Raw genomic sequence first — 15,728 nt, forward strand, 5'->3', positions numbered from 1 at the left:
TTCGTAAATATAATTTCAAATTTTAGTTTTCGGGAATTTTATTAATGTATTTGCCCCATTTTCCCAACATATCCATAATATCCGAAAGCTTCATTGGTTTGCTCATATAATCGTTCATGCCCGAGTCGATACAAGCCGCCCGGTCTTCGGGCAATGCATTAGCGGTCATGGCTATAATAACCGGCTGCATCGTCATATTCTGCCGTATAAAGCGGGTTGTTTCAAGCCCATCCATGCCGGGCATCTGTACGTCCATTAATATCACATCATAATCTTTAGCCATCAGCGCATTAACCGCCTCGTGCCCGTTTTCGGCCAGGTCTGGCTCAAAACCCATTTTTGTTAAGATGTGAATAGCCAGGCGTTGATTGATGATATTATCTTCGGCAATTAAAATACGCATAGGGTAGCGTTTGGCAAAATCTTCCGAAAACTGCGAATGTGTAAGCTGCACCTCTTTTTTAACAGGCGCCAGCGTCTTCAATTGTTCTGTAACCAGTTTATGCAACACATGGTGTTTTATGGGTTTGGTTAACACAGCATTAAACAGGTTTGCTTCGTTGTTTTTATGTTGCTCGCTACCTACCGAACTTACAAGTATTACAGGCAGGGCCGGCCATTGCTTTTTAATTTCTTTTGATACCTGGGCGCCATCCATTTCCGGCATTTTCATATCTGTTATCACCAGGTCAACAGCCTCGGTCTGGGCCAGAATTTTAATAGCCTCGGTGCCTGACGATGCCATTACCGGTACATATTTCCATTGGCGCAGCAGCGTCTCCATAATTTCGCGATTGGTTGAATTGTCATCAATTACCATGATGCGCTTATTCTCCAGTTCGGCAAGGCTTTGGTAAACATAGTTACGTTGGGTTTTACTACCGCTTCTTGTTTTTATGCTAAAGGCAAAGGTAGTGCCCGCCCCTACTTCGCTTTTTACCATTATTTCGCCCCCCATTATCTTAACCAGCTTTTCGCAGATAGCCAGGCCCAGCCCCGAGCCGCCATACTTGCGGGTGGTGCTTGAATCAACTTGTGAAAATGCTTTAAACAACCGGCCCATTTTATCCTCCGGAATACCAATACCTGTATCGCGTACTTTAAACAGCAGTTCAAGTACATCGTCATTATTACTTTTAACAGATACGCTGATGAATACTTCGCCCTGCGCGGTGAATTTGATGGCATTGCCAACCAGGTTTATCAGGATCTGCCTGAGCCGTAACGAGTCGGAAATTATTTGTGCCGGCACGTCATGCTGCACCTGGTATACCAAATCGATATTGGCGCGCGATGATTTTTCGGCAAAAACATCCAATACATTTTCTATACAGTCGCGCAGGTCAAAGTCTTCCTGCTCAATTTCCATATTTCCCGATTCTATCTTTGAAAAATCAAGGATGTCGTTAATAACCGTCAACAGCGCATCGCCGCTTGTTCTTATAGTTTCGGTATATTCTTCCTGCTCGGGGCTAAGGCTGGTACTGGCAAGCAGCGATGCCATACCAATTACCCCGTTCATAGGCGTACGGATTTCGTGGCTCATTGTAGCCAGGAAAACACTTTTTGCTTTGTTGGCGGCCTCGGCATCCTCCTTTGCCTTTTCGGCCTCCTCACGGGCTTTCTCGGCTGCCTCTCGCGAGATTCTTTCGTCAATGGTCATCCTGGTCAGGCTGTCGGTGCGTTCTTCAACTAAACGTTCCAGTACCATTTTTTTCTTTTTTTCCAGCATAATACGGTACCGGAAAATAACATCTACCAAGCCAATAACCGCCAAAATTGCCAGTAATTTAAACCACCAGGTTAGCCAAAACGGAGGTACAATAATAATCTGTAAGCCCAGCCTAACCGGCGACCAGGTGCCGGTGGTGTTTTTGTATTTTAACTTAAACTGATAGTGTCCCGGCGGTAAATTGGTGTACGATGCTGTGTTACGGCTGCCTACATTATTCCAGTCCTTGTCAAAATTCTCCAGCATATAGTTGTATTCATTTTTGTCGGCTGATGCATAATCAAGCGCCGCGTAGCGCAGGGTAATTACCGACTGGCGATGGGATAACGTAATAGATTTTGTATCTACAATATCCTGTTTAAGCGGCGAAGGGTCATTTGCATCACGGGCTACCGTTAGCGATTTATTAAAAAGTTGAAAATCGGTAATCACCAATGGCGAAAAGCCGGCGGGCTTTAAAATCTGTTCGGGCTTAAACCCGTTAAAGCCGTTGATGCCGCCAAAGTATAATTTACCGTCGCTGGTTTGCAATGCCGAGTGCGATTTAAACTCATCCTCCTGTAACCCATCCTCAACAGTATAATTTTTAAAGGTGCGCTTAACAGGGTCAAAATTAGAGAGCCCGTTGTTGGTGCTTACCCACAGCATACCTTTTTTATCCTCCCTTACCGCGTAAATGATATCGCTGGGCAAACCATCCTTTATGCCGAAAACGGTAAAGCGTTTGGTAATCGGATCAAAAAGATCTAAACCCAACAAGGTACTAATCCATAACCGTCCTTTGCTATCCTCAAAAATATCCGGAACGCCGTTATTGCTAATGCTGTTTGCCTTTTCATTATGTGTAAAGCGCGTGAAAGAGTTTGTTGCCGGATCAAATTTATTCAGACCGCCATCAAAAGTGCCTATCCACAGGTTTCCTTTACTATCTTCCAATAAGGAGTAAATCCTATCACTGCTCAGGCTGCCTGTATTATGCGGATCAAACCTGAAGGTTTTAAATATTTTAGTTTTGCTATCAAACCTATTCAGCCCTCCGTTGTAAGTACCTATCCAGCTGTTATTATCGCGGGTATGTATCAACGCGTATACATTGTTATTACTTAAGCCATTCGGATTTGAAGGGTCACTCAGATAATTGGTGAATTTCCCTGTATTTTTATTTAAAACAGAAATGCCTCCAGACCATGTGCCTATCCAGTAGTTACCCTGATAATCCTGGTTAATGGTAAGTACATAGTTGGCCGAAATACTATTTTTATCGCCGGGCTGTTTTAAGTACTGTTTCACGCTGCCATCTTTGTTAAAAACAGTTATCCCGCCGCCATCGCTGCCTACCCAAAGATTTTTATCATTATCCTCATAAAGCGCCAGCACAAAATTATTCGACAAGCTTTTGGCTGATGTTGTGTGCCGGTAATGAGTAAAGCTTTCGGTGCTGCGCTTATACAAATTAACACCACCGCTAAAAGCCCCCAGCCACATATTACCTATCCTATCGCGGCAGATACTGTAAATGGTATTACCGCTGATGCTGTTTTTATCGATGTCGTCATGGGCATAAGTATTGATTGACCCTGTCCTGAAGTTAAAGATGCTAAGCCCGGCATTCTCCGATCCCACCCAAAGGTTGTTGCTCAGGTCCATGCCTATGCTCATGATCGTATTGCCTGCAATAGTACCGGCCTGTTTATCGCTATGTAAATAGTGTTTAAACGTGCCTTTATCCCTGTCAAATAAATTAAGCCCGGCATCCATAGTACCTACCCAAATTTTATGATTACCATCTTCAAAAATAGCTGTAACATTATTTTGGGAAATGGAACTTTTATCTGAATCTGAATGCCGGAACAACCTGAATGAATTACTCTTTCTATCAAGCAGGTTTAATCCCCCGCCCGATGTGCCCACCCAAAGATTGTGTTTTGAATCTTCAAGCATCGAAGCCACATTATCATTACTCAATGATGTACTATCTGTATCGGAATGGCGATAATGTGTAAACTTATTTTGTTTGATATCGAAACGGTCGAGCCCGCTCCTTTGCATCCCTATCCATAAATTGCCGTCGTGATCAATAGCCAGGTCATTTATGGTATTACCCGATAAGCTGTTGCTATTATTATCATCGTGTTGGTAACGCGAAAAACGGCCGGCCTTAAAATCGTATTTATTTAACCCGATAGCGGTAGCAATCCAAATATTGCCTTGCTTATCCTCAACCACATCAGTCACCACATTGCTGCTCAGGCTATTGTTATCGGTAGCGTTATGTTTATAATTTATGAAACTGTAGCCATCATAACGGTTAAGGCCATCGCGGGTGCCTATCCATATAAAACCGCGGCTACCCTGCATTATGCAACTCACATTAACCTGCGACAAACCCTCACGGGTACCAAAGTGCTCAAATTTAAGGTTACCCTGCTGCGAAAAACTTTTCAAAGCAAAAAGCGGCAGTAGTAAACTTAAAAATAAATACCTGTAAATATTCAAATTATTGACGTCTTGATCGTTAATTGGTCACGTTAAAATCTGTTATCATAAGGGGGTACGATAACAGGCTGTAGATTTTAAATCAATACTGATAGGTCAATATTGATTTACAGGTTCAATATAAGTATTTTTTTGGGAGATAAAAGGAAGATTTTGAAGTACTTTAGAAGCAAAGAGATGGATTCTCCGACTAAAAACTTAACGCACGATAATAAATCAAAAAAGCCCATTTCATTTTCAGGAACGGGCTTTTCAAATATCTTTAATATTTATTTACAATTCTCTTACCCAGATATTGCGGAAACTAAGCGGTTCGCTTTTATCGCCGTGGGCTTGTAGTTTTATTGCTGCTGCCCCATGGGCTTTTCCTTCGTAAGATGGTTTGCCTATATACTGGGTTGGGCCAAGCAGTTCGAAGTTATTTTCAACCAATACGCCGTTAAAGAACACCGTTGCCTTTGCGGCCGATTTTAGTGTACCGTCAGTATTAAACACGGGGGCAGTCCATACCACATCATACACATTCCATTCACCTGGTTTGCGGCCGGGGTTTGCCAACGGAATAACTTGTTTGTACAAGCTGCCTGCCATACCATTTACGTAGGTTTTGTTATTGTATGAATCTAAAACCTGCAGTTCGTAGCCGGCATCGCCTTTTCCTATTGATGCTAAAAACACGCCACTGTTACCACGGGCCTGGCCGCTACCGGTAATATTTGCAGGTACGCGCCACTCCAGGTGCAATTGGTAATTGGTAAATTTCTTTTTGGTTTCTATATTACCTGTAGCTTTGTTTACGGTAAGCACGTCGCCTTTTACCGTCCATTTGGCCGGTGTTTGGGTCTCTACGTCAACCCACTCGTCAAGACCTTTACCATCAAACAAAATAATAGCATCCGAAGGGGCATCGCCTAAAACCTTACCCGGTACTACAGCCTTCGGGATTGGTTCCCAAATTTCGGTATCCTCGGGTTTGGCGTTTTGCGCATTAGCCATAAAAAAACTCCCGGCTAAAATGGTGGTTAATATTATCGAATATTTCATGTTACAATTGGTTATTATACGTGAAGCGTATTTTTTAAATAGGCAGCGCTTTGGGCTATGCTTACATAAGGATCAATATTGGTAAAATTCTCCTGCTCAACAATAAAGTGTTTTACACCTCCCTGTTTTGCTTTGCCCAATATCTTCACAAAATCAATATCACCGGTACCTATCTCGGTATTCAGGTTTGGATTGGTTTTATCCCTATCCTTAATGTGCACAAAGGTAAAACGGCCCGGGTGTTTTTCAAAAATAGCTAATGGATCCTGGCCGGCACGTACCACCCAGTATAAATCCATTTCCATATTAACCAGCTTAGGGTCGGTATTGTTTAGCACTACATCGTAAAACGTAGTATCGCCAACCGGCGCCCACTCAAAATTATGGTTATGATATCCCAACTTTAAACCCGAAGCTTTGCATATTTCGGCAGCTTTATTCATTTTTTCGGCAACGCTTTTGCAATCGTCAACCGTTTTTATAAAATTATGGTTTAATGAGGGCACTATGATATAAGTTTGGCCAATGGCGTTGGCCACTTCCATATACATGTTTAAATCGTCAGTTTTTCCTTCGCCAAAAAACGAATCTAAACCGTAGTGGCCGCTTGGGCTGCTCAATCCGTTATCTTTTAGCAATGCGCCAAAATCCTTGCTTGGTAGTCCCCAGTAGCCTTTGTCTTTACTATAGCCAAAGGTTTCAACTTCTTTGTAACCAGCTTTGGCCACTTTGGTTATTACGCCTTTTACATCGGCGGGCAACTCGTTGCGTAAGCTATATAATTGTAGCCCCGCTCCATTTTTCTCTTTTGCCGATAATAAAGACGGCGCTAACATTACGCCGGCCGAAAGTAAACCGGCCTGCGCTAAAAATGTTCTCCTGGATGTCATGTATTTCTGTTTGGTTAATGTTTTTTAGAGTGTGTTTATCCCTAAAGGTTTAAACGTCACAAATGTGCACCGCTTTACGCAACGACGCGACCTTATCTTTTTGTTTGGGGATAAACTCCTGCGCAACAAAACCTTTATGCCCGGTTTCTACAATAGCCTTCATTATTGCGGGATAGTAAAGCTCCTGTGTTTCGTCAATCTCGTTACGGCCGGGTACGCCACCTGTATGGTAATGATTGATATATGGATGATATTGGCGAATGTTGCGGATCACATCACCTTCATCAATTTGCATGTGGTAAATATCAAACAACAGTTTAAAATGTTCCGATCCTAACCTTTTGGCTAGTTCGGCTCCCCATTCTACCCTATCGCATTGGTAATCTTTGTGGTCAATTTTACTGTTCAGCAATTCCATTACCAATACAATATTGTGTTTTTCGGCCAATTCAACCATTGGTTTCAAACCTTCAACACAATTATTCCAGCCGGTTTCATTGTCTTTACCGCGGCGGCTGCCGCTAAAACAAATCAGGTTTTTGTAACCTGCAGCTGCAACTTTAGGGATCATTTCGCTGTAGTTTTTTTGCAACTGGGCATGAAACTGTTTATCGCCAAAGCCATCGGTCAGGTTTATTTCGGCACCGTTACACATAGACGAGTACAAGCCATACTTTTGAAGCGTAGGCCAGTCTGCCGGGCCAACCAGGTCGATGCCTTTTATGCCGATATCTTTGGCAGCGGCACAAAGTTGTTCAACTGTCATATCGCCATAGCACCAACGGCACACGGCGTGGTTAATGTTGCCTTTCAACGCAGTATCAACTACCATTTCTTTTTCTCCGGGTTTAAATGACGATAACATGCCGGCCGCGGTAATTGCTGCTGTACCGGTAACTATATTTTTTATAGCCGACCGCCTGTTTTGATTTGATTCCATGGTTAATTATCGGTTTATTCCGGGGGATTGGCCCACCGGATTATAATTGGTTAAACACCTTAATAAAAAAATTCAGAACAAAATAAAAAAGCAATGGAAATTACCGGCCGTACCATTAAATGACCGGCCGGAGATTTCCAAAGTTTACAGCTTATGCCCTGATAAATTATCCAGGTTATTTTTTTTGTGCAAGTATATATTGTACTATTTCTTTCGAATCGCTTTCGGCAAGCGCAGGGTGCGGCGTCATGGCCATTGTACCCCAGTTACCACTACCACCTGAAATTACTTTTTTGGCCAGCATATCAATGTTGGCCTGGGAAGCATCGTATTTTTTAGCGATATCCTGGAAAGATGGGCCAATAACTTTTGTGTCAACTTTATGACATGTTCCGCAATCATTAGCGGCCAATAGTTTTTCGCCGGCGGCAGACCCTGCCGAGCCACCCGCTGCTTCGGTACCGGTTTTAGTAGCATTGGTATCAGCATCAGAATTAGTTGCCTTGGCAGTTTGATTTGCCGCAGCTGTGCTATCACTACCACCTTTACTTGCCGAATTACCGCCACAGGCAGATACTACCGCGCAGATACCAAGAATAAAAAAAGCCTTTTTCATTTAGTTAATTTGTTTTTAGGGTAACGGGGCTTTAATCCCATCAATTTTTGTTTTTTAATTAAGTATATACCATCAAAACCAATTAGGTTTTGCCTATAATTTTTAACGGTTTATACTGTTTTTAATTCGTTTTATTAATTGTGCCGAAAAATACAATTTTTATCCGAAAAAAGGACCCGTTAAACAGTTACCTGGCTTAATGGGGCTGTTTTTTTCTTTGCACGCATGTAAAATACCAATCCGGTAAAGGCCACTATTAAAGCAATGGGGATAATAATAGTTGCTTGTAAAACTTTTTGACCTGCAAAACTACTGTCACCATTAGCTGCCTTTACGATACTATCATAATACCTCCCCATAAATACAGTATATACTGAAACAGAGAACATACCTGCCCCTCCCATGAGATTTAGCCCCAAAGCTCCTGACTTCGGCACGTTTTCTGATACAAAACCAAGCATTGTAGGCCAGAAATAACATACCCCTACGCCAAATAATATCGCTGCAAAAAACACATTGCCGGTAGACGAAAAAAGCAAGTAAAGACCGACGGCTGCGAGAGTGGCCGACATCAATAAAACTCCCTGAGGAGCAAAGCGACGTATAACCGGTTCAGCAAAACCTCTGCCTATAACCATAATACCCGAAGTTGCAGTTACAATAAGTATTGGATTTGCTACCACTTTCTGTAACAAGACAGGCACCCATTGTTCGGTATATAATTCAGTTATCGCAGTACCGCACATACATACAAACATGAAGATAAATAATGGTGTGATTATCGCCTTATACATGCCTCCCATTGATACACCAGACGAAACACGCTCAGTAACTGGAAAATCAAGTTTAGAAAACAGAAATCCGTAAATCAGTGTTGGAATAAGCATAACACCAACCTGAATCTGCCAGCTTAAGCCTATTTTTGTAAATAATAAAACAATCAGGGTTCCGATAAATATTCCACCGGGGAACCACAAATGGAAATGATTAAGTTTAGTGGTCTTATTTTCTGGATATAACGCTGTTACCAGTGGGTTACAAGCGGCTTCAACTGTTCCATTGGCTATCCCCACAAGCAAGGTTGAGAAAAAGAGGGACCAAAAACCGTTTGCAAATACCGTAAATAGTATCCCTAATAAGTGAAAAATAAATGCCATAACCAACAAACGTTTCATGCCTATGATATCCACAATCATTCCTCCTATAACCACGGCAAGTGGAAATCCCCAGAACGCCGTTGCGGTTATTGAACCTAATTGCGCTTTGTTTAAATGAAAGTTTATACCAAGGTCGCCCATGATACCGGCACGAATACCGAATGATAATGATGTTACTAATAAGGCTAAGCAACTTGCCCTGAATAGTTGTGTGCGGTTAATGGTTTGCATTTAAGTATTTTAAGTTTAATTAATTGGTTAATTGGCTATTTCAAATGTACTGTTTTTTTATATTCCTAACGTCTTCCTGTTCAGCACGTCATCGGCACCTGATGCAGCAAAATCGTCAAACGCACGTTCGGTTACACGGATGATGTGATTTTTGATAAACTCAGCGCCTTCGCGGGCACCATCTTCAGGATGTTTAAGCGCACACTCCCATTCCAGCACGGCCCATCCGGGGAAATCGTATTGCGTTAGCTTACTAAATATTGCTTTAAAATCAACCTGTCCATCGCCTAATGAGCGGAAACGACCTGCACGGTCAACCCAGTTCTGGTAACCGCCGTATACGCCTTGCCTGCCTGTCGGGTTAAACTCGGCATCTTTAACGTGGAACATTTTTATACGTTCGTGATACAGGTCGATATATTCTAAATAATCCAGGCATTGTAAAACAAAATGTGATGGATCATACAATAAATTGGCGCGTTTATGTCCTTTTACTTTATCCAAAAACATTTCGAAGGTAATACCATCGTGCAAGTCTTCGCCCGGGTGCACTTCGTAGCATAAATCGATACCATTATCCTCGTAAACATCAAGGATAGGTGTCCAGCGTTTGGCTAATTCTTCAAAAGCCGTCTCCACAATGCCGGCAGGACGTTGCGGCCACGGGTATACCATAGGCCAAAGCAGCGCGCCGCTAAAAGTAACAGATGCCTGCAAGCCTAAATTTTTTGAAGCCTGCGCGGCGTATTTAAGCTGCTGTACGGCCCATTTTTGCCTCTCTGCGGGGTTTTTACGGTATTGTTCGGGAGCAAACCCATCAAACAGTTCGTCATAAACGGGGTTTACCGCTACCAGCTGGCCTTGCAGGTGGGTTGATAATTCGGTAATTTCTAACCCATGGCTGTTTACTACACCTTTTACTTCCTCGGCATAAGTTTTGCTTTCGGCAGCTTTTTGCAGATCAATGAAACGGGCATCCAAAGTTGGCAGTTGCACGCCTTTATAGCCAAGTCCGGCTGCCCATTGGCAAATAGAATCCAGACTGTTAAAAGGTGCGTTGTCGCCTATAAATTGAGCTATAAATATTGCAGGTCCTTTAATGGTTTTCATAGTTTTTTGTTAGATAGTAAACTCAGTCCACTTTTTATCTGATTTGCCCGAAGCGATCACATTTTCGATAAACGCCATACCGCGCACACCTTCTTCAATACCAGGATAATCCAACTCTTCAGGCGTGGCCTCCCTACCCTCTAAACCGGCTTTAACAGTTAAGGCGAAATTACGGTACAAATTGGCAAAAGCCTCCAGGTAACCTTCGGGGTGGCCGGCAGGTGTACGGGTATTATGTTGCGCGAACGAGCTGGTGTAACCGCCGCCTGTGCGCCATACTTCCATCGGCTTATCGGTATACATCAGGGTTAAGGAGTTGGCATCGCTTTGGTGCCATTCCAGGCCACCTTTTTCGCCATAAACCCTGATTTTTACGTTATTTTCTTCGCCGGCAGCAATCTGGGTAGCCGTAAGCACACCACTTGCACCGTTATTGAATTTCAGTAAGGCTGCCCCGTCATCGTCAAGCTTGCGTCCCGGTACAACCACGTTAATATCGGCACATATTTTTGTTACCTGCAGCCCGGTTACGTATTCGGCAAGGTTAAAGGCGTGGGTACCAATATCGCCCATGGCACCGGCTATCCCGCTTTTGCCTGGATCGGTACGCCATGAAGCTTGTTTGTTGTCATCTCCTTCTAAAAAGCTGCTTAGCCATCCTTGCGGATACTCAACATAAACTTTGCGGATAGCTCCCAATTTACCAGCCTTTATCAATTGCTTAGCTTCCTTTACCATCGGATAACCGGTATAGGTATGTGTTAAGCAAAACAATTTGCCGCTTGATTTCACCACTTTCTCCAGTTCCTTAGCCTCGGCCAATGAAAATGTCATAGGCTTATCTAACACAACATGAAACCCATTCTCCAATGCCGCTTTAGATGGATCAAAGTGAACATGGTTGGGTGTAACTATGCTGATTACCTGAACGCGTTCGTCTTCAGGCAGCTGTTTTTCTTTTTCAATAAGTTCGGTATATGAACTGTAAACACGGTTTTCGGGCAAACCCAGCAAAACGCCACTTGCTTTTGATTTTTCGGCGTTACTGCTAAAAGCGCCGCAAACCAATTCATATTCGCCATCAATGCGGGCGGCAATCCTGTGCACGGCGCCAATAAACGCACCTTGCCCGCCGCCAATCATTCCTAATCTTAATTTCATTGTTTTTTTGTTGTATTGATTGAGTTGGGTTGGGTTGAGTAAGTTGAATTGAGTTAATTAATTAAAATAGAATACAATCGATTGAATAGGGTAAATTTGGTTATTTGAGTTGATTTTTCAAAACATTGCTGTTCATATATTTTCAACTTAGTAACCATTTATTTAACACAAGCAACCAACGCTAACTTAATAAACTCAATCCAACTTAATCAACCACAAACCAATTATCATTAAGTGAGTGATTGATTGAGTTCATTAGGTTGATTAAGTTGGATTGTGTTGATTGAGTTAGATTATGTTAATTAGGTTGATAGGATTAACCTATTAACTCAATCAACCATTCTCTTATTCAACTCAATCAAGCACTCTCTTGTCCAACCACTCACCTAATGAACCCAATCAACTACAAACCAACCTTTTAGGTCGCCCAGGCTTTATCTCCTTTTTTGTACGGGAAATTACCATCGTACTTGCCGGGTACCGGCAGGTAACGCAAAGCCTGGGTTGCGCCGGGTTTTGAAGTAAAGAAACCCAACAAGGTTAATTCTTTCATCATCCTGAAATAATGGTTAGGGTCCTCAGGTTTTTTAGTTTTAGTGTAGGCCTTTTGTTCAGCATCAAGTTCGGTAAGCAGTTCGGTACGTTGCTTGACATCTGCTTCCATGAATTTTTTACCAAACTTTTTATTGCTGGCTTCGTCAACTTGAGAAATACCTTTTAAAAATATTTCCTGATCGGCCGGTTTGTAGCAATCGGTTACCATTACGCCCATAAACTTGCCTATCTCGGCTGCTTTGGCACCCGGGGAAGTTGTGGCTGGTAAAATGGTTTCGCCAACCTCATCAAGGAAGGCGATAATTTCTGGTTTAGACAGGTCGGCCACACCCGAAGCGGATGTTGATGACTTACAGCCCGAAATGAAAAACTCGGCTCCTATTACCGCGCCTCCAAGTAACAAGCCCACCCTGCTAATTGCGTCTCTTCTATTCATTGTTTTATAATTTTTTATTAATTAGTGAATGATTTTGTAATTAGTGAATGACTGATTTAGTGAATTAGTGATTTTTTTGATCTGTAAATTATTGAATTTGTTCATTAGCGACCTTATTTTCAAAATCACTAACTCACTAATTCTCTAATTCACTAACTATCTCCCACTAATTAACCTAAGCTTTCAGCTCAAAACCTTCGCGGTAATCGCGTTTTATATATTTGTTTACAGCATCAAAATTGATCACCTTCATCGCGTTATTATCCCAAACCAGTTTTATACGGCCACCCTGTAATTCGTGTCCACGTACTGCAAGGTTTGCCATTAACAAAGCCTCGGTAAGCGGACCTGCCTTATCAAAAGATGAACTTAGTTCTGTTTTACCATAACCGGCTAAACATCCCTCTACCCATTGTGCATAGTGACCATTTGCCCCACCCTGTACACGTGCCCATTTCTGAGGAGCTTTTGCGTCTTTGGTAAGTGCAGTTGGCAATAGTGTGGGCGCATCTGAATATGTACTTGCGTACATTTTTCCTTTTGTACCAATAAATAACGTTCCGTTACCTTCTTCGCCGCCAAATTTTTCGCTTGGTAATAACTCTTCAGGCCTTTCGGGTTGTATACCGCCGTCCATCCAGTGTAGTTTAACATCGCCCTTAGTTTTATCGGTTTTAGGGAATGTTAACGTGATGTGGCTTGACGGAGGACAGCTTTCAGGGAAATGACCTTCTTTAAACTCATCTACATATACACTACCAACACTCGCCTGTACATCTTTTGCATACTGGATACCCAATACCCTGAAAGGTGCCTCAACAAGGTGACAGCCCATATCGCCCAGGGCGCCTGTTCCATAATCCCACCATCCGCGCCAGTTAAACGGTACTAATTTATCGACATAATCTTTTTTGGGCGCAGTACCCAGCCACAGATCCCAATCTAATTCTTTAGGAATATTAGGGTTGGCTGCCGGCCATTGAATACCCTGCGGCCATACCGGGCGGTTTGTCCAGCAGTAAACGGTATGCACATCGCCAATTAAATCGGCATCATACCATTCAGATAATAAACGGGTACCATCATTTGACGATCCCTGGTTACCCATCTGGGTTACTACTTTATATTTTTTTGCTGCTTCTGTCAATAACCGGGCTTCCCAAATATCATGCGTCATTGGTTTTTGCACGTATACGTGCTTACCCATCTGCATCGCCTTATAGGTTATGATGGCATGGTTATGATCTGGAGTAGATATAGATACTGCATCAAAGTGTTTATGCTCTTTATCGTACATCTCGCGCCAGTCTTTATAATATTTGGCTTTAGGGAAGTCGGCACGTGATTTGGCCGAACGCCTGTCGTCTACATCGCACAGAAAAGCAATTTCGGCTTTGCCGCTTTTGTAAAAATTAGCAATATCGCTCTGGCCTTTACCGCCCGCGCCAACGCCTGCAATTAACAGTCTATCGCTTGGCGCCGTATAACCCTTTCCGCCTAAAACAAAACGCGGAACGATCATGAAGCTTGCGGCAGCTACGGTAGTGGTTTTGATAAAGTCCCGCCGCGACGGGTTTGAAGTAACGTTATCTTTTTCTTCAGACATAGGTATTGTATTATGATGTTTTGGTTAGATCTCGTTTTTCTTTAATGCTTCAACCGCATAATTAGCTGCACGGGCTGTTAGCGCCATATAAGTAAGCGACGGATTTTGGCATGCAGCAGATGTCATACAAGATCCATCGGTAACAAATACGTTTTTGGCATCCCAAACCTGGTTCCACTGGTTAAGTACCGATGTTTTAGGATCGCGGCCCATACGTGCTGTGCCCATTTCATGAATACCGCGGCCAAGGAACGGGTTGGAGCTGTGCGTTTTCACATCTTTAACCCCGGCAGCTTCCAGCATTGCTTTTCCTTCGGCTTCCATGGCTACGCGCATTTTCTTTTCGTTATCCTTAAGCTCGGCATCTATGGCAACAACATTCAAGCCCCATTTGTCTTTTTTGGTTTTATCAAGCGTAACCTTGTTTTCATGATAAGGCAGCGTTTCGCCGAAGCCGCCCATACCAACCGACCATGAGCCTGGTTCGGTAAGTGCATCTTTATAGGCCGCGCCTATGTTTAATTCGGCAATATCCCTGCTCCAGCCTTCGCGGCTTGCACCGCCCTGGTAACCAAACCCACGGATAAAATCGCGTTTGTCGCCACCAAGGTTGGCAAAGCGAGGGATGTAAAATCCGTTTGCACGGCGGCCAAAGTAATATTTATCTTCAAAGCCTTCGTACCTGCCAGATGCACCAACACCTAAGTGATGATCCATCAGGTTATGGCCAAGTTCGCCGCTGCTGCTGCCCAAACCGCCGTCCCAAACGTCGGTTGCCGAATTCATCAATATCCAGGCTGAGTTAATTGTTGATGCATTCAAAAACACAATTTTTGCAAAATATTCATAGGTTTGATTGGTTTCTGCATCCAGCACCTCAACACCTTTGGCTTTTTTGGTATCCTTATCGTACAAAATTTTTGTAACGATAGACCACGGCCTTACCGTTAAATTACCCGTAGCCATAGCAGCCGGCAATGTAGCCGATTGCGTACTAAAATAAGCACCAAACGGACAACCCAACCAGCATTTATTGCGGTACTGGCAATTTGTACGGTCGTTATGCGGTATGGTAATATTGGCTGTACGGCCAATAATCATGTCGCGCGCCTCTTTATAATGATCTTTTAATCTTTTGGCAACATCCTTTTCAACCACATTCATTTCCATTGGCGGCATAAAATCACCATCAGGAAGTATGGCCAAGCCATCTCTGTTACCAGATATGCCTGCAAATTTCTCGGCATAGCTGTACCACGGCGCTACATCCTTATAACGGATAGGCCAGTCAACCGCGATGCCATCTTTTAAATTGGCCTCAAAATCAACATCGGCCCAGCGGTATGATTGCCTGCCCCACATTAACGAACGACCACCTACGTGATAACCACGAAACCAATCGAACCTTTTTGTTTCTGTGTAAGGACTGTCCTTATCGCTTGCCCAATAATCAAGATTGACCTCGTTAAGTGGATAATCGCGTTTTAAAACAGGATAATCGTCAATCATTTTTTGTGTGCGCCCGCCTCTGTGGGTAAAATCCCATGGATCTTTATTAGCGTTCACATAATCTTTTATATGCTTGATATCGCGGCCGCGTTCCAGCATAATGGTTTTTAAACCCTTTTGTGTCAGTTCCTTGGCAGCCCACCCACCAGATATCCCCGAGCCGATGACAATAGCGTCATAAGTATTTGCAGACATACAATTATATTAGGTTGTTAAATTTTGTTTATTACTTGGTTGTTCGGTTA

The 15,728-nt window shown here is 43.0% G+C and carries 11 protein-coding genes; all 11 read right to left on the reverse strand.

Annotation, left to right across the window (positions count from 1 at the left end; translation table 11 throughout):
- Window positions 1-22: 22 nt before the first annotated feature.
- Window positions 23-4,177: a hybrid sensor histidine kinase/response regulator gene (locus AC1DXF_RS04765; RefSeq protein WP_477446654.1), complete on the reverse strand. Its 4,155-nt coding sequence runs from the start codon at window positions 4,175-4,177 to the stop codon at window positions 23-25.
- 324 nt (window positions 4,178-4,501) lie between these two features.
- Complete coding sequence (locus AC1DXF_RS04770) at window positions 4,502-5,272, reverse strand: 3-keto-disaccharide hydrolase (protein WP_477446656.1); 771 nt, start codon at window positions 5,270-5,272, stop codon at window positions 4,502-4,504.
- A gap of 14 nt (window positions 5,273-5,286) precedes the next feature.
- Window positions 5,287-6,162, reverse strand: a complete 876-nt coding sequence (locus tag AC1DXF_RS04775) for a sugar phosphate isomerase/epimerase family protein (RefSeq protein WP_477446658.1) — start codon at window positions 6,160-6,162, stop codon at window positions 5,287-5,289.
- A 49-nt stretch (window positions 6,163-6,211) separates the two neighbouring features.
- Window positions 6,212-7,102 (reverse strand): hydroxypyruvate isomerase family protein, encoded by an 891-nt coding sequence (locus AC1DXF_RS04780; RefSeq protein WP_477446660.1) that lies wholly within the window; start codon window positions 7,100-7,102, stop codon window positions 6,212-6,214.
- Window positions 7,103-7,277: 175 nt separating this feature from the next.
- Window positions 7,278-7,718, reverse strand: coding sequence for a c-type cytochrome (locus AC1DXF_RS04785; RefSeq protein ID WP_477446662.1), 441 nt, complete (start codon window positions 7,716-7,718; stop codon window positions 7,278-7,280).
- Window positions 7,719-7,897: 179 nt separating this feature from the next.
- Window positions 7,898-9,106: an MFS transporter gene (locus AC1DXF_RS04790; RefSeq protein WP_477446664.1), complete on the reverse strand. Its 1,209-nt coding sequence runs from the start codon at window positions 9,104-9,106 to the stop codon at window positions 7,898-7,900.
- A 57-nt stretch (window positions 9,107-9,163) separates the two neighbouring features.
- Window positions 9,164-10,216: a sugar phosphate isomerase/epimerase family protein gene (locus tag AC1DXF_RS04795; protein WP_477446666.1), complete on the reverse strand. Its 1,053-nt coding sequence runs from the start codon at window positions 10,214-10,216 to the stop codon at window positions 9,164-9,166.
- A 9-nt stretch (window positions 10,217-10,225) separates the two neighbouring features.
- A complete protein-coding gene (locus AC1DXF_RS04800) occupies window positions 10,226-11,377 on the reverse strand; it encodes a Gfo/Idh/MocA family protein (RefSeq protein WP_477446668.1) in 1,152 nt (383 codons plus the stop codon).
- Window positions 11,378-11,795: 418 nt separating this feature from the next.
- Window positions 11,796-12,368, reverse strand: a complete 573-nt coding sequence (locus AC1DXF_RS04805) for a gluconate 2-dehydrogenase subunit 3 family protein (RefSeq protein ID WP_477446670.1) — start codon at window positions 12,366-12,368, stop codon at window positions 11,796-11,798.
- Between the two features lie 175 nt (window positions 12,369-12,543).
- A complete protein-coding gene (locus tag AC1DXF_RS04810) occupies window positions 12,544-13,974 on the reverse strand; it encodes a Gfo/Idh/MocA family protein (protein WP_477446672.1) in 1,431 nt (476 codons plus the stop codon).
- A gap of 24 nt (window positions 13,975-13,998) precedes the next feature.
- The gene (locus tag AC1DXF_RS04815; RefSeq protein ID WP_477446674.1) at window positions 13,999-15,678 is read right to left on the reverse strand and encodes a GMC oxidoreductase; all 1,680 of its coding nucleotides are present in this window, start codon (window positions 15,676-15,678) and stop codon (window positions 13,999-14,001) included.
- Window positions 15,679-15,728: the final 50 nt, after the last annotated feature.

The organism is Mucilaginibacter sp. P2_A5, assembly GCF_056404995.1.